The sequence below is a fragment of the Streptomyces sp. NPDC041108 genome (genome assembly GCF_055592645.1).
Window position 1 is genome coordinate 186,283 of the sequence record NZ_JBVIYK010000002.1, and the last position, 23,127, is coordinate 209,409.

Here is a 23,127-nt window from a genome sequence, read left to right on the forward strand (position 1 = left end):
AGCGGGGAAGAGAGAATCACGCCATGGGGACCCCGAAACTCACCGCCCGCGCACTCAACCGTGCCACTCTCGCCCGCCAACTCCTCCTCGCCCGCGAACCGTTGGCGGTGACGGAGGCGGTCCGGCGCATCGTGGCCGTGCAGGCCCAGCAGCCGGCCTCCCCGTACATCGCCCTGTGGAACCGCCTGTCCCCCTTCGACCCGGCGGCCCTGGACGCGGCGCTCACCGACCACAGCCTGGTCAGGGCGACCCTGATGCGGATCACGGTCCACACCGTCCACGCGGACGACTACACCCCCTTCCGTGAGGCGATGGAACCCACCCTCCGAGGCTCCCGCCTGGGCGACCCCCGCTACCGCGCCTCCGGCCTGACAGCCGCCGACGCCGACACCTTCCTCCCACCCCTCCTGACCTACGCCGACGGCTCCTCGCGCACCGCCGCCGAACTCAGGACCTGGCTGGAAGAACACCTCGGCACCACCACCGCCCTGGACACCGGCGGCCACCGCATGCTCCGCCACTACGCGCCCCTGTGGCACGCCCCCACGGGCGGCCCCTGGTCCTTCGACACCCGCCAGTCGTACGTGGCGGCCTCCCCCCGCCCCGCACTCACCGACCCCGGCGCGGCGGAGGACGGCCTACGCACCCTGATCCGCCGGTACCTCCGGGGCTTCGGCCCGGCATCGGTGGCGGACATGGCCCAGTTCGCCCTGGTCCAGCAGTCACGCATCAAGACGGCGCTGGCCTCCATGACGGAGGAACTCGAAACCCTGCGGGCCACGGACACCGGGCACACCCTGTACGACATCCCGGACGCCCCACGGCCCCCGGAGGACACCCCCGCCCCACCCCGCCTGATGGCCATGTGGGACAGCACGCTCCTGGCCTACGCGGACCGGGGCCGCCTGCTCCCCACCGAGTACCGCAGACACGTGACCCGCGTGAACGGCGACGTCCTGCCGACGCTGCTGGTGGACGGCTATGTGGCGGGGGTATGGCGCCCGGCCGGCGAAGCGATCGAGGCCACGGCCTTCCACCCGCTCCCGGACGAGGTCTGGGAGTCCCTGACGACGGAGGCCACCGCCCTACGAACGTTCCTCGCCGACCGGGGCGACCTCGCCCCGTACGGGCGCTACGACCACTGGTGGGCCAAGCCGTTCCCGGACGCCGCAGAGACGCGCTTGCTGTCCGTCGGTTGACCGGGCAACGCCGAAGACACTTCGAGTGGCGTGACCTCTACAGCAGTGGCAGCTCCCTGCGCTTCAGAGCACGGACGAAGGAACACCAAGCAGTGATCCCGACCGCGAGGACAGGGCTGTGCGAGCTCTTGGAGTCACGTACGCGTGCGTGGTCGTCGGATATCGCACACTCCACGCACTCGCCCCCCGCGCCGTTGCTGTACGAAGACGTGAACCACGTCAGACGGTCGTCGTCGCTGGGCTCTGCGATGCTCATCTGGCGAATTCCTTCAGGATGGACTCGATCAACCGGGTGGACCGCTGAGGGCTCAGCGCTGCGGCTCGCAGCCCGTCGAACGCCCTGGTGTACTCCCGGACATGATGCTCGCCTTCCAGGTAGACGGCATCGGTGATGCCGTCTCGGTACACAAGATCCGGGTCTTCGGGGGCGGGGAAGCCGAGCATTGTGAAGGAGCCGGTCGCCGGGCAGGTGCCCGAGTCGAAGGGGAGTACCTGCAAGGTCACGGGCGGTAGGGCGGTTGCATCCAGGACGTGTTCAAGCTGCTCTCGCATCAGCGCCCGATCCCCGATGACGTGGCGAATGGCCCCTTCATTCACGATGAACCAGGCGTCGGGTGCGTCAGGTCGCGTGAGCATGGACTGGCGCTCCATGCGGACCCGTACGGCTTTGTCGATGTCCTGGGCAGACATGTGCGCGCCCGTCGTGTGCAGTTCGCGGGCATAGGACTCCGTCTGCATGAGGCCAGGCACCAATTCGCACTGGTACTGGCGGACCGCAGAGGCATCCTGCTCCAACCCGATGTAGATGTTGAACCACTCGGGAACGCCCGCACCATGCACCTGCCACCAACCGCGTGTCTTGGCCTGCCGAGCTAGGGACTTCAGGAACTCACGCAGCTCATCGCTCGTACCGTGGAACCGACACAGGGCGTCGATGTCGGACGGTTGGACTCGACCACTACCCGTCTCCATCCGGTTGACCTTGGACCCGCTCCAGTCCAGCGCGGCGCCGACCTGGGCACACGTCAGCCCGCTCTTCTCGCGAAGCTTCTTGAGCTCGATCGAGAGACGACGCCGACGCGCCGTCGGTGAACCGGCCATCTCAACCTCTTCAACCATCTGCCGAATAGCGGGCGTTCAGTCTTGCGCCAAGGGGTGTGCCTGCCAATCACTCAGAAGTGGGAATCCCGCCGTGCACATTGCACGACGGGATGCTCCGCCACCATTCTTGCTTCAACGCCACTCACCGTGAGCAGAGGTAACACTCTGCTAATCGTGCGATGAGGTCGGTGCCGAGTCGACCTGCGACGAGAGAGGTCTCCGTGATCAGGCAACCGTGTATGTCTCGGAAACCGTGGGACTTGGCCTTCACCGCCGATCCTGAGGAAGTAGCGGCTCTGCGGCGCATCATGCGGATCCACCTCGGGCTCTGGGGGTTGCATGACGTCGTCGACGAGGCTCAACTATGCGTCAGCGAACTCGTGTCGAACGTCATTACGCACGTCGGTCATGGGACTCCGGCCACACTCGCCGTCTCGATGAGCGGCACACACCTGCGCATCGAGGTCCACGATCCCGACACACGGGCCCTCCCTGCACTCCTGGATGCGACGTCCGACTCGGAGAGCGGGCGTGGCATGGCACTCGTCGATGCCATCGCCGACCGCTGGGGCGTACAACTCCTCGCGGACCGCAAGATGACGTGGTGCGAGCTTCCCACCACCCTGACCTCGCCCAACGGTCACAGCGGAGGACCTCACCTCACGAGAGCGGAGGAGGTGCTCGGCCTCTACGGTGGCGCGCAGCCGTGGATCGGGGGCGAGCCAAGTCGGCTGAGCGCAGCCACGGCTGAGGAGGCAGCGATCGGTGTTATTGCCGACCTTCTCCATTGGCTCCAGGCGCACGGCCTCGATGCGGAGGATGCCTTGGACCGAGCCCAGAGGCACTTCGAAGCAGAAGTGGGAGTGGCGGGCAACGCGACGTGAGACGTCACCCAGCTTTGATCGTGGAGTAGGTCCACACGTCCGCAGGGATCTCGTGCTGTAGCTTCCACGTGATCGCCATCGGCTTGCTTCCGGTGTGCTTCTGATACTCGGCCGGGCCGAGCAGTATCCATGGCTGGGCGCCGCCGATATCGGTGCTCTTGTAACGGCGTACGAACAGCAGCACGTGGCTGCCCTCAGCAACATGATGCCGATAGCGCAGACCAGTTGGGGAGGTCTCAGATGTCTGGTTCTGGGACTCCCAGTGGAAGAGGGTCTCGCTCTGTGCGTAGTCGTGGTATCGGGTCTGCGGTGAGAAGTCCTTCTCGTCCTTCTCCAGCGTGATGAGGAGTGCGTCTGTCTTGATCGAGTCGCACCACTTCACGCCCTCGCGGAAGTCGGCCGGCATGAAACCGCCGATGTGTGACTGTCCCAGCGCAGGCAAGATCTCTTCTCGACTGTAGGAAGCGTGCACGGTGAGGGGGACGCCCCTCTGACCACCTACCCCCAGGAGAGGGATGGGTACGTGCTCGGTGTGGGCGAGGTTGTACTCCAGTACTTGGCGCAGCTCACTGCGGAAGGCGTGCTGTTTGCGCAGGGTTGCAAATCCGGCGTCATAGCTGGCGTACCCCTTGCGGACAACGCCGCCGAGGGGCCACAACTGGAAGAAGAGCATACGAGCGTATGCCTGCCCTTGCTCGTCAAGGGCGGTGTAGGCGGGGGCCTCGTCCTCCAGCAACAGCGTGTACGTAGCGACCCGGAGGGGGTCGTCTACGTGGAGGAACGCTGAGATGCGCTTGAGCAGTGCGGCCTCGCCTTCCGGAGCGGCACCTTTCAGGAGACCGGAGCGACGGAGTAGACCCGTCCAAGAGTTCCCGTGGCCTCGGTAGAGCTCTTTGAGCTCGCGTCCGCTCTCGGCGAGGTAGCGGCTGAGCTTCGGCTCGGCGTAATCCGCCACCTCGCGTGCCAAGACCGTGACGTTGACGCCAATTTGGTCCTTGATGTTGGCGATGATGGTCTTCTTCGCCTTCTCCTCAAGGATGATTTGGCAGCCGGAGGGGAGCTGTGGGAAGTCATGCTCGATGTTGTCCAAGAGCCGCTTGCGGGTCAGGTTCGTCAGAGCGCGGAACTGGTTCTCGAAGCGGAACTCCTTGCGGTGCTGACCGATGAAGTCCAGTACGGTCAGCACCGCCTTGTTCTCGGTGCGTCGGAGACCGCGGCCGAGCTGTTGCAAGAACACCGTTGCACTGGAGGTGGGACGTAGCAGGAGCAGCGTGTCTACATCGGGGACGTCCAGGCCCTCGTTGAAGAGGTCGACCGAGAAGATCACTTGCAGCGCCCCAGATGCGAGGTCAGCCAGCGCTTGCTTCCGCTCATCGGCAGGGGTCCCGGCAGACAAGGCCACGGCGTTGAGTCCAACGCTTCGAAAGGCATCCGCCATGAAGTGCGCGTGCGCGACTGAAACACAGAAGCCCAAGGCGCGCATGGCACTGGGGTCGGCGACTTTCTCCTGTACCGCCTTAACGACGAGCCGCGCCCGGGCGTGGTTGGCGGACAACACCTCGTTCAGAGCGCTTGCGTCGTAGGCCCCACGATGCCACTTCACCGCACTCAGGTCGGTGCTGTCGCTGATGCCGAGGTAGTGGAAGGGGCTGAGGAGATCATTCTCCAAGGCCTCCCACAGGCGCATCTCGGCAGCGATACGCCCACCGAAGAACTCGTCTTGGATGTTCTTGCCATCCATGCGCTCGGGGGTCGCCGTCAGCCCAAGCAGCTCCAGTGGCTCAAAGTGATCGAGAATCTTTCGGTATGTCGGTGAGGTCCCATGGTGGAACTCGTCGATCACGATGACATCGAAGTGATCAGCAGCGAGCCGATCCAGTGTCCGTGCGTTGAGTGACTGCACGCTGGCGAAGACATGCGTCCAGCGTTCCGGGATCTCGCCACTGTGCAAGGACTCGCCGAAGTTCGCATCTACAAGGACGTCTTGGTAAGTCCTCAGGGACTGTTGGAGGATCTCCTTGCGATGAGCAACGAAGAGCAGGCGCAGGTCACGGCCGTGCTTCTTGCGTAGCTGCTTGTAGTCCAGAGCCGCCATCACGGTTTTACCGGTCCCGGTCGCGGCCACCAATAGATTCTGGTGCCGATCATGTACTTCCCGCTCAACTTCGAGCCGCTCCAACATGTCGCGCTGGTGCGGATAGGGACGTACTTCGAGGCCAGACAAGGTGATTCTGCGCTCCGCACCGGCTGTAGCCGATGTGCCGCCAGCGATCGCCAGCGCTTCCTGGAGCCGAGCTCCATCGACGTCCGGGTCGTACACCTCGAAGGATGGGTCGCTCCAGTAAGCCTCGAACGTCGCCTCGAACTTCCGCAGTACGTCGGGCGTGGCGATAGAGGACAGCCGGACGTTCCACTCCAGGCCGTCGAGCAGTGCTGCTTTGGAGAGGTTGGAGCTGCCGACATACGCGGTGTCGTAACCGCTATTCCGGCGGAACAGCCATGCCTTGGCGTGGAGGCGCGTCGACCTGGTCTCGTAGTTGACTTTGACGTCGGCGTTGAATTCCTGCACTAGCCGATCTAGTGCACGACGCTCGGTGGCGCCGATGTATGTCGTCGTGATGACACGGACGGGTACGTCCCGTTCGCGGGCTGCTTGTAGAGACTGCTCGATGATGCGCAGGCCATGCCACTTCACGAAGGCGCAGAGCAGGTCGACGTGATCAGCAGTCGCGAGTTCTGCTCGCAACTCGAAGCCCAAGTTGGGGTCTTCTGGGGCGTTGGTGAGGAGTGCAGTGTCGGAGAGTGGGATGCCGGGTCGGACGGCGTAGACCCCGGGGGCCTCCTGTCGGGTCAGCGCCAGAAGTTGACGAGGTCCCTCCGCCACCAAATCCACCCACTCTTGGGCTCCCTTCAGCGTGCTGATGGACTCCAAGATGTGGTTGACCGCGTACACCCGCTCCTCGGCGGGCAAGCCTTGCAGCACGCGACGTACTGTCTGGGCGATGTGTCTTGCTAGGACGTGGGGGCCGGATTCGGCTCCTACTGTGTCACTCACCGGATGCCAGCCGAGGCTTGCGAACTCCTTCAGCGTCTGCTCGAAGCGGACGGTGATCAGCTGCTCGTACGCCCCCACGGCAGGCTGTGCGAGATCCCCCGGTTCCGACACTCTGGCTCCCTCGAACGGTCAGCAGTTGTGCCTATGTGTAACAGAGGACGCTGACAGTGCGCAGAGCTTGGTTCGACTGCTGGACTGGGGGACAGAGGGGGATTGCCTGCCCCAGCTGAAGCAGCATGGCGCATGCCTAGAATCATTGCATGGCTCAAGAGAAACTTGGAAAGATCCTCAGCTCAGTCGCCATGCGGATGCGCGCAGACTTCGAGCAGTCAAGGAACTTCAGTCATAACGGGGAAGCGGGAACTTCCCGAGAAGCCCTTGTTCGCGAGTTCCTCGCCAGCTATCTACCGTCTCATGTAGAAACGGTACACAATGCGGAGATCGTTACTGCTTTAGGTGAGACCTCCCCTCAGTGTGACATCGTCCTCGCGGACCGAGGCACTCCACCCTTTACTACCCTGAATGGGTATCGAATTCTCCCAAACGAGTGCGTGTATGGCGTTGTCGAAGTGAAGACCAAGCTAGACCGAGAGCAACTCGTGGATGCGTGTAACAAGATCAGTAAACTGCGACGCATGTCGAAGGATTCGTATCGTCCGACGCCTGGGCTTATACCGCGAAAAACGTTGGCCTATGGAAGAACTTACGACTACTTTCCAACCTCTGGGATCATCGTTGCCTTCAACGGTCTCAAGTTGGAGACAATTGGTAATCATCTCATGGAATGGTGTCAGACTCGGCCGCCGGTCGAATGGCCCGACAGTGTATGGGTGCTAGGTAAGGGGCACCTACAGTGGCAGAATCCTGATAGTCACCTACTTGAGCGCTCTCCTGAGCCCGGGTCTCTGCTTGCCCAAATTGATGCGGATGCATCTCAGGACATCCTCTTGGCTCTCGCGCTGCACTTAAATATTCACTTCTCCGATGCGTGGATGAACTCCCTGGATCTCATTCCTTATGCGGGAGCCACTCGCCTCGGCGTTATATCGCGTCGGTGGCGGATGACTCCCGCGGGACGGCCTCTCAAAATGCTGGAAGGCCCGTAAAGGGGGTGGTGAAGAAGCTATCCTGCTGGCACTGACTCCCCTATGAAGCTCCCGTTTTCCGATCTGTAGACTATGTCCACTCCGTATGACCTACACAGATCGAACATGTCCAGGTCGGGCGCGGCGGGGAGAAGGATGACGCGCTTGGGGGGCTCAGGGTGATCTTCAGTTCGCACATACCGGCTGTAGTCTAAAATCTGCCCAAGAGCCATTCTTACCTCCTCGCGTGCGCTGGAGCCCTTAGCTTCGTAAAGCACATGTTCCGTTGCGTCGTACAGATCAGTCTTTAGGGTGGATGTGAGGCCCTTAACTTTTATCTGGAAGGCGCCTGTCTTCCGTCCGACAGATTTGAGATAGGCCATGTAGGTGCGAGTCAGCTCAGCCTCACGGCGAACGGCGATATGTGCCGCGGCCGACGAGCGAAGACTCATCCTCTTGTTGAATGCCTCTGATACGACGAACGTGCCGCTCGTGGCGGAATTCTCGACTGCCTTCCGCGGAGGGCTTGCCTTCCCTTTTGGCCTCTTAGGGGCTGGGAGTTCCCCTATGGTGGCGGGGGCGTGGTGTAGGGTGGCTGCAGTGACTATCTCGAAAGGTACGAGTTCCCAGGTAGTCTCTGTTGCGGCTGGTATCAGGTTCTTGGATAAGCGTTGAAATTCGCCGTCGGGCCGAAGGCGAAATATGATGACATCGCGATCCTTGCCATCCTTGCCGTGCACCCTGCGCCACACGTAGGGCTCCAGTGTGTCCAGGGTAAATTCTCCAACGTACTGATGTGTCTTAGTTCCGCTGCCGGGTACTAAGCCGACCTGCGTGTAAACTCGCAACGTTCGATTCTGCTCGGCGTGACGCAGGATGGCGCGGTTTCCTGAGCCTGCAACTCCAGTGAATGTCTGGTTGCCGGACTTCCCTGCTCCGGTGTACTCGAAGATGGGTCCTAAATCGTCTTCTTCGGCCAGCCAGCCATCGTAGTATCCATTCACCTCTCCAACGGCTGGGTCCGAATAGAGGTTGACGCTTTCTTTTTCGACGGAGGGGCATATTCCGCCCTGTCCGCTTCCTCCGAACGTCTCCCGGATCTGTGCCCGCGTACACACATCTCCAGGAACGATCGCGTGAGTCTTGGTCATCATGTCATGACCCTAACAAGCGCCATTCGGTGACGGGATGGGCAGCGATGACAAGTTCTCAGGACCTCAGGGGCTCCTACTCAGCCGCCTTGAGGACCTCTGCAGTCTCCGCTACATGCTGCCTTGTTACGGTCCAGCTTCTGGTATCACTACTGCCCGTTTACCTTCGGCTGCTTTGTCGCGAGAGCCCCGGCGGCTCGTAGGGGCCGAGACGGACGGAGAGGAAGAGACGGCAACAGGCACGGACACCTTGTGCAGGGATACCAACGCCGACGACCGGGGCGAGTGCTCCCAGCCGTCGGTCCATGCTGCTCTCAGCAACACCCTGAGGATGCTGAGCCAGATCGTTGAGAGGGCACCTGAGGTGAGACGCTCCGCATCAGGCCGTCATCATCCCTCGTTACCGTGACACTCCCCATAAACCCGCCCCGACCCACACCAACAAGCAGCCCCCCGCTGCGGCGGCCAAGCCACAGCCAGCCCCCGCGCCGCCAGCGTGGTGGCGTACTGGGGGAGGAGGGTGCTGTCGTCCGGGGACGAGCCCTCCGAGGCCGCGAACGCCTCGTAGGACGGGACCGTGCCCGTGACGATGCCCAGGTTCGGGGTGCCGGAGGCCGACAGTTCCCTCAGTGAGGCCTCTATCGTCGCGAGGTGTTCCTCGTGGGACGGGTATTCGGCGGTCAGGCCCGGGTAGGCCGAGACCAGCTCCGCGAGTTCGGCGGCCGGCCAGTGCAGGACCGCCACCGGGAACGGGCGGGACAGGGCCTCGCGGTACGCGCCCAGCTCCGCGCGCAGGCGGGAGATCTCGGCCTGCAGCTCCGCCGGGTTGTCCGAGCCCAGGGACCAGACGCGCTTGGGGTCGTGGAGTTCGTCGAGGGACACCGAGGACGAGTGGAGCGTGTCCGCCAAGGCGTCCCACTCGTCGTGGACCGAGCCCAGCATGCGGCGCACCCGGTGGCGGCCGAAGAGCAGGGCGCGGGTCGCGTACGGGGGCTCCGGGACGTCGGTCAGCAGGAGGGTCACGGCTGAGGTGAACGTGTCCTGGGCCGCCTCCAGCTCGTCGTGGGCCTCCAGGGCCTCGGCGACGATCACCCAGGGGGCCGGGTCGCGGGGGGCCGCCGCGCGGACGCCGTCGATGATCGCGCGGGCCTCCGCCTCGTGGCCGTACTCCCAGAGGTTGGACGCTTTCAGCGCTCGTACGAGGTGGGGGTTGTCCAGGGGGGTGGAGGAGGACAGGAGGCGGTCGTAGAGGGCTGTCGCCGTGGGGCGGTCGCCGGAGAGTTCGCGGTGGGCGGCGGCCTGGAGGAGGAGGTGCTCGGCGTCCTCGGGGTAGAGGTCGGCGGTCCGCTCCAGGCGTGCCGCTTCGGCGTTGTGGTCGACGTTCTCGGCAGGCGTGTCGGGGCGCATGGACGACACCGTACTGCCCGTGGGGGAGGTACGGGGATGGTGGTGAGGTACGGGCAGAGGTGGGAGGGAGCGCGCGGACCGGGAGCCGGCGCCCACCGGCCCGCAGCGCCGGTTCCTCTAGATCGTCACCCCGTCGATCTGCAGCGTCTGCACCGCCCCCGCCGCGAACGGCACCGCCACCGTCTTGCCGCTCAGGCGGGTGTCCGAGTACGCGCGGTAGCGGTCGCTGCCGCCCGAGGTGTGGGTGTTCCAGCGGGGGACCAGGCCGTTCGTGCCGCCGGTCACCGTCGTGAAGTTCGCGAGGTTGAACGTGAGGGTCTGGGTGGAGGAGGCGGTGTTGATCGCCACGATCACCAGGCGCCGCGCCGCCGCGTCGTACGCCGCCGCCGTGTAGGCGGAGCCCGTGTCCAGGATCGTCATGCCGGGGCGGATGTGGCGGCTGAACTGCGCCATCACGTAGTACTTGGTCTGGACCGTCGTCGGCTGGAGGGTGTTCGCGTCGTAGGCGATCATCGCCCAGCCCGCCGTCGGGTCCATCACCTGCCAGTAGACCCAGGCCGTGGGGTGCAGCCAGCGGAAGTCGTAACAGAGGTTCCGCGCCAGGGTCCAGCCCGAGCCGTCGCTGTCGCCCGTCTCCGAGTTCCAGAGCTTCTTGCCGGCGGTGGTGACCACGTCCGTGTAGAGGAGGTCGCGGCGGCCGTCCGCGCCCTGGTAGCCATGCACGTTCACCTGGCTGACCAGGGCCTTGGTGGAGGCGTTGAAGGAGTTCCACGTCGAGCGGGCCGTGTCGTAGTTCGTCTCGTCGGAGGCCGAGATACGGACCGAGTTCAGGCCGCGCGCGTCCAACTCGCTTCGCATGTACGGCAGTACGGCGGCCTGGACCGCCGGGTCCATGTGGCAGCCCTCCTGGGTGCCGGTCGCCGTCCACCAGGAGGACGCCGGTTCGTTGAAGGGGTCGACCGTCGCGAAGTTCACGCCCCAGTTGTTCTTGGCGTAGAGGGCCACCGCCGCCAGGTGGGAGGCGTGCTGGCGGTAGTTCCAGGTCTGGAGGTTGTTGCCGCCGCCGGAGGCGCCCGAGGGGTTGTGGTTCGAACACATCCACCACATGGGGGAGTTGGCGAAGAGTTCCGTCGTCGCCCCGCGCGCCACCGCCTTCGTCAGGGCCGCACGCTGGTTCGGGTCCGCCGTCCACTTCCAGGCCGAGGAGGCCGGGTTCTCGTTGGTGTAGTCCTGCCAGAAGCCCTCGATCTGCTTGAAGGCGGGGATGTTGGGGGACTTCACCATCGACTCGCCGTTGATGGAGTTCGAGCTGCACGCGCCGAGGTTGTAGCGGGCGATGTTCATGCCCAGGCCGGGCAGGGCCGTGCCGTTGTACGTCGTCGTCTTCGTGGTGAACCACAGGTCGGCGAAGTCGTCCCGGGCGCCGAAGACGTTGGCCCACCAGGCCAGGGATGTGCCCCAGCCCTCCCAGGTCCCGTACTTGATAGCCGGGTTGACGGTGATGGTCGCGTCCGCGTGCGCCGTGCCCGCGCCGAGGGCGGTACCGACCACGGCGCCGCCGGCCGCGGCCAGGAGGGCTCGGCGGCCGAAGGCGGTCGGGGGCCGGTCGGTGGCGGAGGGTTCCGGGGCAGGTCTCGCCTGGATGTCCTTGGGGTCGGGGGATGCAGTCATGTCAGCTCCGGGGGATGCGGGTGCCGAAGGGAGGGAAAGGTGGGGTTGGGGGACCGGCCACCTTCCGAACTGCTGAGTGGGACATCGGAAGAGTCAGGGGTGAAAGGTGAGGTTGTCGAGAGGTGTGACAGCGCTTTCTCCTCTTTCTTTCAACGGTTGTGAGAAGGGGAGATGAAAGTCGCCCGCTCCCGCGTGCTCCAGGTCGCCGCCGAGGGCGCCGTCACACTCGGGCTCGTCCTCCTGCTCTTCGTCGCCCATCAGCTGTGGTGGACCAACCGGCTGGCCCAGGAGGGGGCGGCTCGTCAGGTGGCCGCGCTGGAGAGGGAGTGGGGGCGGGAGGGGAAGGGGGTGGGTGCGGGAGAGACGGTTCGGCAGAGGCGCGGGGAGCCGGAGCGTGCGGCCGAGGCATACGCCGTCCTCGACATCCCCCGTCTCCGCCTTCGCGCGCCCGTCGCCGAGGGGGTCGGCCGGGCGGACGTCCTCGACAAGGGATACGTCGGGCACTACCCGGGGACCGCGCAGCCGGGCCGGCCCGGGAACCTCGCGCTCGCCGGGCACCGCAACACCCACGGCGAACCCTTCCGCCACCTCGACCGGCTCGTGCCCGGCGACGAGGTCCGCGTCGAGACCAGGGACGCCGTCCACACGTACGTCGTCGACCGGGCGCTCCCGCAGACCGCGCCCGGCGACGGCGGGGTCCTGCGGCCCGTTCCGCGCAGCGACGTGCGACCGTCGTACGGGTACGCCGAGCCCGGCCACTACCTCACGCTCACCACCTGCACGCCCGCGTACACCTCCACGTACCGACTCGTAGTGTGGGGGAAGCTGCGCTCGGTGCGGCTCAGATGAGAGCATGTGTGCGAGCGAGTCACCACGGAGCAGGCAAGCACGCCAGGTGACACGGTGGCCGACGGAGCAGACGACCGAGCGGCCGACGGAGCGGGCGACCGAGCAGACGACCGAACGGGAAGCAGAGCAGGGAAAGGGGTGCGAGATGATCCGGAGTCGGATCGACCTGCGTCCCGTCGCCATGCTGCTGCTGTTCCTCTTCGAGGTCGCCGTCCTCGACACCGGCACGCTCTCCGCGGCCGTCGCCTTCGCCGCGACCGCCGCCGCCGGCTCCGCGTTCGCCGCCTGTGCGGTGATCGCCTCACGCTGCGCCCCCGTCGTGCCGCGTACGCGCGTACGGACAGCCATGCGGGACCGTGAGCGCCGTACGGCGTTCCTGTCCCAACGCGATCCCGACGCCCGCGGCCGTACACGGCCCAGGGCGCCCGGACACGCCCTCCTGACGGCCGTCGCGTAGAGCACGTTTCCACGTTTCCCTCCGTCCGGAGGTCCGTGCTCCTCGTGCGAGCCGTCGCGCCGGTACCTGATCCCGATCCGGTCCCGGTCACGGTCCCCCGTCGGACCCGTCTCGGACCGATCCCTGGCACGACGAGACCCCTGGAGGGCTCACACCCATGTCCGTTTTCGCCGACCTCGTCGGACACCTCGCCGATCTGCTCCAGCCGCTGTTCCACGCCTCCGCGACGGCCTTCGCGATCATCCTGTTCACGGCGCTCGTACGGCTGCTCGTACACCCCCTGTCCCGGGCCGCGGCGCGGGGGCAGCGGGCGCGGGTCGCCCTGCAGCCGCAGATCGCGGAGCTGCGGAAGAAGCACGCCAAGAACCCGGAGAAGCTGCAGAAGGCCATGCTGGAGCTGCACGCCAGGGAGAAGGTGTCGCCGCTGTCCGGCTGCCTGCCCAGCCTCTGCCAGCTGCCCGCCTTCTTCCTCCTCTACCACCTCTTCTCCAACCGGACGATCGGCGGCGAGGCCAACGCCCTCCTCACGCACAAACTCTTCGCGGCCCCGCTCGGCGACCGCTGGCACGACGCGCTCGGCGACGGTGGTGTCTTCGGGCCGCAGGGGCTCGTCTACGTGGGACTGTTCGTGATCGTCGCGGGGATCGCGACCTTCAACTTCCGCCGTACGAAGCGGATGATGGCGGCGGGTACGGCCGGGATGCCGGCCGTGTCGGACGAGCAGGTGCCCGGGATGGCGGCGAGCATGGGGGCCGTCAGCAAGTTCATGCCGTTCATGTCCTTCTTCACGCTGCTCAGCGTGGCGGTGGTGCCGCTGGCGGCCGCGCTGTACGTGGTGACCAGTACGACGTGGAGCGCGGTGGAGCGGGCGCTGCTCTACCCGCTGCCCACCGCGCCGGCAGGGGCCGCGACGGGTAGCGGCACCGGTGCGTCGTCGGCCGCCGCGGCTCGGTAGAACGCCGGCGGGGCGAATGGGGCGGTCCACTCCGTGAACCGGGTATTGCGGAGTGGACCGTGACCTTGGACGATCGACCAGTCCTCCGATGGCTGCACCCATCGGCCGGGCGGCGGACGACCGAGGGAGATGGCCATCATGAAGCTGCTGCGAGTCGGTACGGCGGGTGCGGAGCGGCCCGCGCTGCTCGACGCCGAGGGAGTCCTGCGGGACCTGTCGGGCGTCGTCCCGGACATCGACGGCGCGCTGCTCGCGGACGAGGAGGCGCTCGGCCGGGTCAGGGCCGCCGCCGGGAGCGGTGAGCTGCCCGCCCTGGACGCGGCGGGGCTGCGCGTCGGGCCGCCGCTCGCCCGGATCGGGAAGATCGTCTGCATCGGGCTCAACTACCACGACCACGCGCGCGAGACGGGGGCCGAGCCGCCCGCCGAGCCGGTGATCTTCTTCAAGGCGGCGGACACGGTGGTCGGGCCCCACGACACGGTGCTGGTGCCTCGCGGGTCGACCAAGACCGACTGGGAGGTCGAGCTGGCGGTCGTGATCGGGCGTACGGCCCGGTACGTCGAGTCGCGTGAGGCGGCGCTCGCGCATGTCGCCGGGTACGCGGTGTCGCACGACGTGTCCGAGCGGGAGTTCCAGCTGGAACGCGGGGGCACGTGGGACAAGGGCAAGAACTGCGAGACGTTCAATCCGCTGGGGCCGTGGCTGGTGACCGCGGACGAGGTGCCCGATCCGCAGAAGCTGGGACTGCGGCTGTGGGTCAACGGGGAGCTGAAGCAGGACGGGACGACCGGGGAGCAGATCTTCGCGGTGAGCGAGGTCGTGCGGTACGTCAGTCAGTTCATGACGCTGTATCCCGGGGATGTCATCAATACGGGGACGCCGGCGGGGGTGGCGCTGGGGGAGCCCGAACCCAAGCCGTTCTTGAGGGCCGGGGACGTGGTGGAGCTGGAGATCGACGGGCTCGGGCGGCAGAGGCAGACGTTCCTGGATGCGTGAGGGGCGCGTGAGGGGGTGGGGCTGCGGTTGAGGCGTGCGTGAGGGGGTGGGGCTGCGGTTGAGGCGCGCGTGAGGGGTGGGGGACTGCGGTTCGTCGGCGGCTGCGGGTTCGTCGTGGCTTGTCGCGCAGTTCCCCGCGCCCCTGGAAGCCTGGGGTTCCCCGTGTCTTCAGGGAACCCGCGCCTCCCCGCGACCCTGAAAACCTGCCGTTCCCTGCGTCCTTGGGGAACCCGCAGGCCCCCGCGGCACTTGCGTGAGGGGCGCGGGGGTGCGGGGGCGCTCGGTGGTTACAGGGTTTGCCTGAAGTGGGTCAGGGCTTGGACCACCATCGCGTGGTCCTCCAGTTGGGGGAGGCCCGAGACCGTGATCGTGCCGATGACTCCCGCTCCCTCCACCGCCAGGGGGAAGGAGCCACCGTGGGCGGCGTAGTGGTCGGGGTCGAGGCGGGACGAGGCTTCGAACGTGGTGCCCTGGGCTCGGAAGCGGGCTCCGACCAGGTAGGAGGAGTGGGCGTAGCGCTCCACCACACGGCGTTTGCGGTCGATCCAGGCGTCGTTGTCCGGGGTCGAGCCGGGGAGGGCGGCGTGGAAGAGCTGCTGGGGCCCGCGTCGGATGTCGACGGCGACCGGGGCGCCCTGCTCGCGGGCCAGGTCCACCAGCAGGGAGCCCAGCGCCCAGGCGTCGTCGTGCGTGAACCGGGGGAGTACCAGCCGGCGTTCCTGGGCTTCGAGTTCCTCGATGGTCGGGACGGCGGGAGGGGTGGGGTCGTCGGTCGTCACAGTCGCACCGCCACACCCTCGCGCGCCGACCTGCGCGCCGCCTCCAGTACGTCCAGCGCGGCGGCCGCCTCGTGCGCCGTCACCGGGTTCTCGCCGGTGCCCCGCAGGGCGGCGGCCACGGCCGTGTAGTACGCGGGGTAGTCGCCGGGGAGGGTCGGCACGGGGCGGCCGCCGCCGGTCAGGGGGGAGTCGCCGGTGCCGACGCGGCCCCAGAGGTCCTCGGGCTCCCGGCCCCAGTCGGCGCCGGGGGTGGGCCGCTCGCCCTCGCGGAGGGCCGCTTCCTGGGGGTCGAGGCCGTACTTGACGTAGCCCGCCTCGGAGCCCAGCACCCGGAAGCGCGGGCCGAGTTGGGGCGTGACGGCGGAGGCGTGGAAGTGGGAGCGGACGCCGTTCGCGTGGGTGACCGCGATGAACGTGTCGTCGTCCACCTCGGCGCCGGGGCGGCGGACGTCGGACTCGGCGTACACGAGGGTGGCGGGGCCGAAGAGCGTGAGGGCCTGGTCGACGACGTGGCTGCCCAGGTCGTAGAGGAGACCTCCGATCTCTGCGGGGTCGCCGGACTCGCGCCAGCCGCCCTTGAGCTGGGGGCGCCAGCGTTCGAAGCGCGACTCGAAGCGGCGGATCTCGCCCAGTTCGCCGTCGGCGAGGAGCTTTCGGAGGGTCAGGAAGTCGTTGTCCCAGCGGCGGTTCTGGAAGACGGAGAGGAACAGGCCGCGGGAGTCCGCGAGGGCGGCCAGCTCGCGTGCCTCCGCCGCCGTACCGGCGACGGGCTTGTCGACGACGACCGCGAGGCCGGCCTCCAGGGCGGCGGTGGCCACGGGGACGTGCGTCTTGTTCGGGGAGGCGACGACGACCAGGTCCAGCTCGTCCGCCCGGCCCCACAGCTCGTCGGCCGTGACCGCGAACCGCACCTCGGGGAACTCGGCGCGGGCCTGCGCCCGCCGCTCCGGGTTCGAGGTGACGACCGTGTCGAGGATCAGGCCGTCCGTCGCGGCGATCAGCGGGGCGTGGAAGACGGAGCCTGCGAGGCCGTAGCCGACGAGCGCGACGCGAGGGGTTCTGCCTGTGCTGGTGCCAGTCATACGCCCACTTAAGCAACGCTGTTGCCAAAGTGCAAGCGCGAGGGACAATGGGAGGGTGAACGGCAACGGGATCGGCAACGGTGGCGGTACGAGCGGTGGCCTCGGGGGTGGAGGACGCCCCCCGGGGGTGACCGGCGTGAACCTGCTCGCCCTGCGCAGCCACAACGGCGCGCTGGTGCTGGACCTGCTGCGCGGCGCGGGCGTGGCCGGGATAAGCCGGCTGGAGCTGGCCGAGCGGACGGGGCTCACCCCGCAGGCCGTCAGTAAGATCACCGCTCGGCTGCGGGCGGACGGGCTCGTGACGGAGGCGGGGTACCGGGCCTCCACCGGGGGCAAGCCGCGTACCGTGCTGCGGCTCGTGCCCGACGCCGGACACGCGGTCGGTCTCCATCTCGACCGGGACGAGCTGACGGCCGTCCTCTGCGATCTGACCGGCTCGGTGGTCGCTCAGCGGCGGGCGCCGCTGGACCTCGGGGCCGGGGCGGACGCCGTGGTCGAGGGCGCGGCGGCGGAGGTGGAGGCGTTGCTGGCGACGGCCGGTGAGGAGCGTTCCGTCGTACCGGCCGACCCCGGGGACGATTCCCCCGGCTCCCCCCTCCTGCCCGTCCTCGGAGTCGGTGTCGCCCTGCCCGGCCCCCTCGACCATCTGCACGGCGTCCTCCACCGGGTCACCGGCTTCCCGGAGTGGGACGGGTTTCCGCTGCGGGCGGCGCTGGTGCGGCGCCTGGGCCTGCCGGTGGTCGTGGACAAGGACACCAACGCGGCGGCCCTGGGGCTCGCGGCGGCCGCCGGGGCGCACGGATCCTTCGCCTACCTTCACCTCGGTACGGGGCTGGGGGCGGGGCTCGTGATCGACGGGGCGGTGCACCGGGGGGCCCGGACCCGGGCCGGGGAGTTCGGGCACCAGGTCGTCCAGCTGGACGGGCCGCTGTGCGAGTGCGGCAACAGAGGGTGCATCGAGGCGCTGTGCCTCGCGGCGGTCGGGCGGGGAGACGTGGACGAGGCCGCGCGGGTGCTCGGCGCGGGCGTCGCGAACCTGGTGGGGCTGCTCGACATCGAGCTGGTGCTGCTGGGCGGGCGCACGGTCGAGGCGCGGCCGGACGCGTTCGTACGGGGCGTGGGGTTCGTGCTCGACGAGTGGGCGCGGCGGCAGGGGGAGGATCCGGCCGTGCCGGTCCGCGTGGTGGAGGGCGGGACGTCCGCGGTCGCCGAGGGGGCGGCCCAGCTGCTGTTGGCACCGCTGTTCGGGCGCGAGGACGGGTGAGGGGTGGCCGGGGGCGCCCCTCGTCCTTGCCGGCCCGGCTGCGGAACGGCCCGGCTGCGGAACGGCCCGGCTGCGGAACGGCCGTGGATTCGGCACAGCCGTGGTGCGGAACAGCCGTGCATTCGGCACGCCGTCACTCCGCTGATCGAGCGGACTTCACCCCCGCCACCGCCGCCCCGATGGCGTGGCGGCACACCCCCGCGCAGGTAGATGGCATGGTCATGTGTTCATGCGAACGTCTACCTGTCTGACCCTCGTCCTGGCCGGCGCGGCCACCGCCACCGCCACTGCTGCCGCTGCCGTAGTCGTCAGTGGTCCCGCGGTGGCGCTCGACAGCGCCCCCGTTGCAGGCGGGCCCCCGCGCGCGGTGTCGGCCGACCGGCGGCCCACCTGCGCCGGGACGGAGAGGGGCACGTTTCCCCTGCGGACCCGTATCCGCGGTGGGCCCGCCACCTATGTCGCCGGTGGCGGGTTCCACACCTGGGCGCTGGAGCTGACCAACACCACCACCCGGACCTGCGGGAACATCCACCCGGTGGTCGTGCTGACCGACGGCGCGCGCACGCTGGAACGGACGCAGCCGCAGCTGGAGTACTACGAGAACACCGGGGACACCGGGGGCACCGGGGACGCCGACGACATCGAGGGCACGACCCCCCGGCCGGTGACCTTCGAGCGGACCGACTCCGACGAACTGGTCGGTGTCCTCGGCGGACACGGGCCCGGCTTCACCGTTCCCCCCGGCCGCACCCTCACCGTCAGGGTCCGCCTCTCCCTCACCTCGGACGCGACCGTACCGAACGACGTCGTGGCGAACGCCGCCGTGGTCGAGCGGCGCGGCGACGACAGCGAATGGGTGGGGGAGTCGAACGACTACCGCTTCCGGATCACCGACGGCGAGGACGGCGAGGTCGACGAGGAGACGGAGACGGAGACGGAGACGGGGACGGGGACGGGGACGGGGAAGGAGGGCAACGCCCGGGACGGCGGCGGGCCCGCGAAGGAGGGCGGAGGCACCGTACGGGGTGAGCCGCGGCTCTACCCGGAGCAGCGCCCCGGCGAGCTGGCCGCCTCGGGTATGCGCGCGGCACTGCCGTACGTGAGCGGGCTGCTGCTCCTGTCCGCCGGCGGGCTGCTGGTCGCGGGGGTCCGCAGGCGAACCAGCTGACACCGGCCCGGCGCCCCGTCGCCCACGCGCACCGCCGCTGACCTGATGCGGGCGGTCTCAGCGGCCAAGATCGGCCTCCTCTTTTCAGCCAGCTCTCACTAGGGTTGGGGCGGGCCCGGACGTACGGGCGTACGGGCGTACGCGGGAATCGGCACAGGTCGGCAGGAGATCGCACATGGCAGAGCGCAAGCCCATCGAGTCGTGGCTCACCGACATGGACGGGGTGCTCATCCACGAGGGCGTGCCGATCCCCGGCGCCGACGCCTTCATAAAGAAGCTCCGTGAGTCCGGGCGCCCCTTCCTGGTGCTCACCAACAACTCGATCTACACCCCGCGCGACCTGCACGCCCGTCTCTCCCGCATGGGCCTGGACGTGCCCGTGGAGAACATCTGGACCTCCGCCCTCGCGACCGCCCAGTTCCTGGACGACCAGCGGCCCGGCGGCACGGCGTACGTCATCGGCGAGGCGGGGCTGACGACCGCGCTGCACGACATCGGGTACGTCCTCACCGACCACGAGCCCGACTACGTGGTCCTCGGCGAGACCCGCACGTACTCCTTCGAGGCCATGACGAAGGCGGTACGGCTGATCAACGACGGCGCCCGGTTCATCGCCACCAACCCGGACGAGACCGGCCCCTCCGCCGAGGGCGCGCTGCCCGCGACCGGAGCGGTGGCCGCGCTGATCACCAAGGCGACCGGCAAGAACCCGTACTTCGCGGGCAAGCCCAACCCCCTGATGATGCGCACCGGCCTGAACACGATCGGCGCGCACTCCGAGACCAGTGCGATGATCGGTGACCGTATGGACACCGACGTCCTCGCGGGCATCGAGGCCGGGATGCAGACCTACCTGGTCCTCACCGGCCTGACGACCCCGGACCAGATCGAGAAGTTCCCGTACCGCCCGTCGAAGGTCGTGAACTCCATCGCGGACCTGGTCGACCGCATCTGAACCCACCGCCGGGCCGCTCGCCCGGTCGCCGGCCAGACCCACGGGACGACCTCACCGGCCAGACCCACGGGACGGCCTCACCGGCCAGGCCCACCGGACGGCCTCACCGGCCAGACCCATCGGACGACCCCACCGGCCGGACCCACCGGATAAACCCCAGGACACCCGTACGGAGCAGTCGCGGCGCCTCCCCGGATGCGGCCCGCTGCCCGGCGGGGGAGTCTCAGGTGTCTGGAGGTTCACCATGGGCTCATCACGAGTCACTCTCTGCGCCGGTGCGGTGTTCGCCGCCGCACTGGCCGCGTCGGCGTCCCCGGCCCTCGCGTCCGACCCGGGACGCGTCTCGGTGGTGCCGGCCTCCCCGCCGCCCGGCAGCGACATCCAGGTGCGGGCCGCGGGGTGCGCGGGAAAGTCCGGAACGGCCGTCTCGGAGGCGTTCGTCGCGGACGCGCTGCTCACCCGCCCCGGCGACGGGAGCCTCGGCACCCTCGCCGGGGACACCCGCGTACGATCCTCGCTCCACCCCGGTACCTACGAGCTACGGGTCACCTGCCCAGGCGTCGAGGACGGGATCAGGGGGACCCTCAGGGTCGGCGACGGGAGGCCCGAAGCCGCCGGCCCCTCGGCCCCCAGGCCACCGGGCGCCGAGTCCGGCTCCGTCCCGCGGCCCGCGGCCCCCGCCTCCCCGGTCGCCCCCGTGCGCGCGGGCGGCGGCGGAGCGGCCACCCGGCTCGCGGCGGGGCCGGCGGACGCCCGGGGCTCGGCCGACCCGGCCAGTTCCATGGACGACGCCCGGCACGCGGGCCCCGGCGCCCGCCACGCGGTGGTCGGCCTGGTCCTCGCCGGGGTCGCGGCGGCGGCGGTCGTGGCGCGGGGCGCGCGCCGGGGCCGCGGCCGCGGCACGGAGTGAGGGGGCGCCGTGTCGAAACGGGACTACTCCGACAACGAGAGCACGATCGGGGCGGGCGCGGGGGGCAGGTCAGGCAGCGGAACCGGCCGGGTCGTGGCCGGTGTCGCCTGGGCCGTACTGCTGCTCGGTCTGTGGCTGTGGGGGCGTGAGATCACCGACGTACGTGCGGGTGAGTCCGCGCCCATGACCGGTGACGTCGCGGCGGTCGGGCGCCCTGCGCAGGCCGAACTCCCGCCCGCCGCAGCGCCGTTGAGGGACGCGCGGCCGCAGCGGCTGGACATCCCCGCGATGGGCGTGCAGGCGCCGGTCGTGGCGCGCGGCCTCGACCGCGACGGGGCGATCGAACCGCCCTCCTACGGTCAGCCGGGCGTCGTCGGCTGGTACGCGGCGGGTGCGCGGCCAGGGGCGCCGGGAGCGGCGCTGTTCGTGGGACACGTCGACACCGAGACCCGGCCCGCCGTCTTCTACAAGCTCAGCGCGCTGGGCATCGGCGAGAAGATCCGGGTCACCCGCAGCGACGGCAGGATCGCCGAGTTCACCGTGGACGACGTCCAGGTCATCGGCCGTGACGACTTCGACGCCGAACGGGCCTATGGCGTACGGCAGTCGGGGCGGGCCGAACTCCGGCTCGTCACCTGCGGCGGCACCTTCGACAAGGCGACCCGCACGTACGCCGCGAACGTCGTCGTCTCCGCGTACCTGAGCGGGACAGGTCCCTGAGCGGGACAGGTCCCTGAGGGGGACAGGTCCCTGAGCGGGACAGGTCCCTGAGCCCCGGCCCCTGAGCCGAACCAGTGGTGCCGGCTCACCTGGCCCGGTCGGCGCCCGGTTCGACACCGGTCCGGGAACGCATGACTACACGTCATGGAGAGCTGGGGGCAACGGAGTTGTGGACCGGGCGACCCGCTTCGGCCGGTGTCCCGGCGGGCCGTACGAGCGGTTTCCGTCTCCGTCCGGACGTGTCGTCCCACCATCGTGATCAGGAGTCGACAGCACCTGGACAAGGGTGTGACGACCCCCTTGGCGAGGCGGTACTTATGTCAGGATTGGGGCTTACGACACGGTGCACCCAAGGGGGAGTTGGATGTACGGCAGGAGGGGTGCCGGGGTTCGGGCGTCCGTGGTGGTGATGGCGGCGATATCGCTCGCCGGCTGTTCCGGGGGGGACGACGGCGACGGCGGGGAGAACCGGACCTCAGGACCCGGTATCACCCAACAGCCGAACGGCACCGACCCGTTCTGGGTCAATCCGCGAGGCAACGCGGCGGCACAGGTCGCCGCCTACGAGAAGGCCGGCAAGGACAGGGACGCCAAGCTGATCCGCATGATCGCCGAGCAGCCCACCGGTGAGTGGATCGGCCCGGAGAACCCGGAGCGGGAGGCCAGGGGCTTCACCGAGGCCGCGAAGGAGGCGGACCGGGACGCCGTCCTCGTCCTCTACAACATCCCGCACCGCGACTGCGGCCAGTACTCCGGTGGTGGCGCGGCCGACGGCGACGCGTACCGGGCGTGGATCGACGGGGTGGCCCGGGGCATCGGGGACCGGGCGGCCACGGTCGTCCTGGAGCCCGACGCGGTGCTCCACGTGGTGGACGGCTGCACCCCGGAGGAGTTCCACGGGGAGCGGTACGACCTGCTCAGGGGCGCGATCGAGAGGCTCGGCGCGCTGAAGAACACCAAGGTGTACCTGGACGCGGGCAATGCCGGCTGGGGCGACCCCGAGGAGATCTACGAGCCCCTCAAATGGGCCGGGATCGAGCAGGCGGACGGCTTCGCCGTCAACGTCTCGAACTTCTACACCACCAAGGACTCCATCAAGTACGGCAAGCAGCTCTCGTCCAAGATCGGCGACAAGCCGTTCGTGGTCGACACCAGCCGCAACGGCAACGGCCCCTGGACCGAGGGCGACGAGGACGAACGCTGGTGCAACCCACCGGGGCGGGCCCTGGGGGAGACCCCGACGACCAGGACCCAGGACGAGTTGGTGGACGCGTACCTGTGGGTGAAGCGTCCCGGTGAATCCGACGGGGAGTGCAAGGGCGGACCCAAGGCGGGGGAGTGGTGGCCGGAGTACGCGCTGGCCCTGGCGAAGGCGTCCGACTGAGGGGCGCCTGACGGGGTGAGGGGTGCGGGGGAGGGAAGGCACGGGGCGCAACCCC

At 68.5% G+C, this 23,127-nt stretch carries 21 protein-coding genes; 13 read left to right on the top strand and 8 right to left on the bottom strand.

Going from position 1 to position 23,127, the window contains the following annotated elements:
• The first annotated feature begins 23 nt into the window (after positions 1–23).
• Positions 24–1,199 (top strand): winged helix DNA-binding domain-containing protein, encoded by a 1,176-nt coding sequence (locus tag ACZ6BB_RS06790; protein WP_471614249.1) that lies wholly within the window; start codon positions 24–26, stop codon positions 1,197–1,199.
• Positions 1,200–1,236: 37 nt separating this feature from the next.
• On the opposite strand, the gene ACZ6BB_RS06795 is transcribed toward ACZ6BB_RS06790, so the two are convergent.
• Positions 1,237–1,455, bottom strand: a complete 219-nt coding sequence (locus tag ACZ6BB_RS06795) for a DUF397 domain-containing protein (RefSeq protein ID WP_471614250.1) — start codon at positions 1,453–1,455, stop codon at positions 1,237–1,239.
• Complete coding sequence (locus tag ACZ6BB_RS06800; RefSeq protein WP_471614709.1) at positions 1,452–2,300, bottom strand: helix-turn-helix domain-containing protein; 849 nt, start codon at positions 2,298–2,300, stop codon at positions 1,452–1,454. The genes ACZ6BB_RS06795 and ACZ6BB_RS06800 overlap by 4 nt, the downstream gene beginning before the upstream one ends.
• 239 nt (positions 2,301–2,539) lie before the next feature.
• Here ACZ6BB_RS06800 and ACZ6BB_RS06805 point away from each other — a divergent pair, with 239 nt between their 5' ends.
• On the top strand, positions 2,540–3,184 hold the full coding sequence (locus ACZ6BB_RS06805) for an ATP-binding protein (RefSeq protein ID WP_471614710.1): 645 nt from the start codon (positions 2,540–2,542) through the stop codon (positions 3,182–3,184).
• A 4-nt stretch (positions 3,185–3,188) separates the two neighbouring features.
• On the opposite strand, the gene ACZ6BB_RS06810 is transcribed toward ACZ6BB_RS06805, so the two are convergent.
• Positions 3,189–6,350, bottom strand: coding sequence for a DEAD/DEAH box helicase (locus tag ACZ6BB_RS06810; RefSeq protein ID WP_471614251.1), 3,162 nt, complete (start codon positions 6,348–6,350; stop codon positions 3,189–3,191).
• Between the two features lie 197 nt (positions 6,351–6,547).
• Here ACZ6BB_RS06810 and ACZ6BB_RS06815 point away from each other — a divergent pair, with 197 nt between their 5' ends.
• Positions 6,548–7,345: a DUF6602 domain-containing protein gene (locus ACZ6BB_RS06815; protein ID WP_471614711.1), complete on the top strand. Its 798-nt coding sequence runs from the start codon at positions 6,548–6,550 to the stop codon at positions 7,343–7,345.
• Between the two features lie 17 nt (positions 7,346–7,362).
• Here ACZ6BB_RS06815 and ACZ6BB_RS06820 read toward each other — a convergent pair whose 3' ends face one another.
• The 3 genes from ACZ6BB_RS06820 to ACZ6BB_RS06830 form a co-directional block, all read right to left on the bottom strand.
• Entirely contained in the window at positions 7,363–8,478 is a 1,116-nt protein-coding gene (locus ACZ6BB_RS06820) for an SRA domain-containing endonuclease (protein WP_471614252.1), read from the bottom strand.
• Between the two features lie 387 nt (positions 8,479–8,865).
• Positions 8,866–9,882, bottom strand: a complete 1,017-nt coding sequence (locus ACZ6BB_RS06825; protein ID WP_471614253.1) for an SEC-C metal-binding domain-containing protein — start codon at positions 9,880–9,882, stop codon at positions 8,866–8,868.
• A gap of 117 nt (positions 9,883–9,999) precedes the next feature.
• Positions 10,000–11,553 (bottom strand): glycoside hydrolase, encoded by a 1,554-nt coding sequence (locus ACZ6BB_RS06830; protein WP_471614254.1) that lies wholly within the window; start codon positions 11,551–11,553, stop codon positions 10,000–10,002.
• A gap of 171 nt (positions 11,554–11,724) precedes the next feature.
• On the opposite strand from ACZ6BB_RS06830, the gene ACZ6BB_RS06835 reads away from it, so the two are divergent.
• The 4 genes from ACZ6BB_RS06835 (at position 11,725) to ACZ6BB_RS06850 (ending at position 14,810) form a co-directional block, all read left to right on the top strand.
• On the top strand, positions 11,725–12,402 hold the full coding sequence (locus ACZ6BB_RS06835; protein ID WP_471614255.1) for a class E sortase: 678 nt from the start codon (positions 11,725–11,727) through the stop codon (positions 12,400–12,402).
• A gap of 145 nt (positions 12,403–12,547) precedes the next feature.
• Positions 12,548–12,859, top strand: coding sequence for a DUF6412 domain-containing protein (locus ACZ6BB_RS06840; protein ID WP_471614256.1), 312 nt, complete (start codon positions 12,548–12,550; stop codon positions 12,857–12,859).
• Positions 12,860–13,016: 157 nt separating this feature from the next.
• Complete coding sequence (locus ACZ6BB_RS06845; protein WP_471614257.1) at positions 13,017–13,814, top strand: YidC/Oxa1 family membrane protein insertase; 798 nt, start codon at positions 13,017–13,019, stop codon at positions 13,812–13,814.
• A gap of 138 nt (positions 13,815–13,952) precedes the next feature.
• Positions 13,953–14,810, top strand: coding sequence for a fumarylacetoacetate hydrolase family protein (locus tag ACZ6BB_RS06850; protein ID WP_471614258.1), 858 nt, complete (start codon positions 13,953–13,955; stop codon positions 14,808–14,810).
• Between the two features lie 287 nt (positions 14,811–15,097).
• Here ACZ6BB_RS06850 and ACZ6BB_RS06855 read toward each other — a convergent pair whose 3' ends face one another.
• Together ACZ6BB_RS06855 and ACZ6BB_RS06860 are read right to left on the bottom strand one after the other, a co-directional pair.
• Positions 15,098–15,589 carry a heme-degrading domain-containing protein gene (locus ACZ6BB_RS06855; RefSeq protein ID WP_471614259.1) on the bottom strand — a complete coding sequence of 164 codons (492 nt, stop codon included), beginning with the start codon at positions 15,587–15,589 and terminating at the stop codon, positions 15,098–15,100.
• Positions 15,586–16,671 carry a Gfo/Idh/MocA family oxidoreductase gene (locus tag ACZ6BB_RS06860; protein WP_471614260.1) on the bottom strand — a complete coding sequence of 362 codons (1,086 nt, stop codon included), beginning with the start codon at positions 16,669–16,671 and terminating at the stop codon, positions 15,586–15,588. Before ACZ6BB_RS06860 ends, ACZ6BB_RS06855 begins: the two co-directional genes overlap by 4 nt.
• A gap of 55 nt (positions 16,672–16,726) precedes the next feature.
• On the opposite strand from ACZ6BB_RS06860, the gene ACZ6BB_RS06865 reads away from it, so the two are divergent.
• The 6 genes from ACZ6BB_RS06865 to ACZ6BB_RS06890 all read left to right on the top strand — a co-directional run bounded on the left by ACZ6BB_RS06865 (position 16,727) and on the right by ACZ6BB_RS06890 (position 23,072).
• Positions 16,727–17,935 (top strand): ROK family protein, encoded by a 1,209-nt coding sequence (locus tag ACZ6BB_RS06865; protein ID WP_471614261.1) that lies wholly within the window; start codon positions 16,727–16,729, stop codon positions 17,933–17,935.
• A gap of 223 nt (positions 17,936–18,158) precedes the next feature.
• A complete protein-coding gene (locus ACZ6BB_RS06870; protein ID WP_471614262.1) occupies positions 18,159–19,103 on the top strand; it encodes a cell wall protein in 945 nt (314 codons plus the stop codon).
• A gap of 175 nt (positions 19,104–19,278) precedes the next feature.
• Entirely contained in the window at positions 19,279–20,058 is a 780-nt protein-coding gene (locus ACZ6BB_RS06875) for an HAD-IIA family hydrolase (protein WP_013003320.1), read from the top strand.
• A 244-nt stretch (positions 20,059–20,302) separates the two neighbouring features.
• Positions 20,303–20,968 (top strand): hypothetical protein, encoded by a 666-nt coding sequence (locus ACZ6BB_RS06880; protein WP_471614263.1) that lies wholly within the window; start codon positions 20,303–20,305, stop codon positions 20,966–20,968.
• A gap of 9 nt (positions 20,969–20,977) precedes the next feature.
• Positions 20,978–21,688 (top strand): class F sortase, encoded by a 711-nt coding sequence (locus tag ACZ6BB_RS06885; protein WP_471614264.1) that lies wholly within the window; start codon positions 20,978–20,980, stop codon positions 21,686–21,688.
• 364 nt (positions 21,689–22,052) lie between these two features.
• Positions 22,053–23,072: a glycoside hydrolase family 6 protein gene (locus ACZ6BB_RS06890; RefSeq protein WP_471614265.1), complete on the top strand. Its 1,020-nt coding sequence runs from the start codon at positions 22,053–22,055 to the stop codon at positions 23,070–23,072.
• Positions 23,073–23,127: the final 55 nt, after the last annotated feature.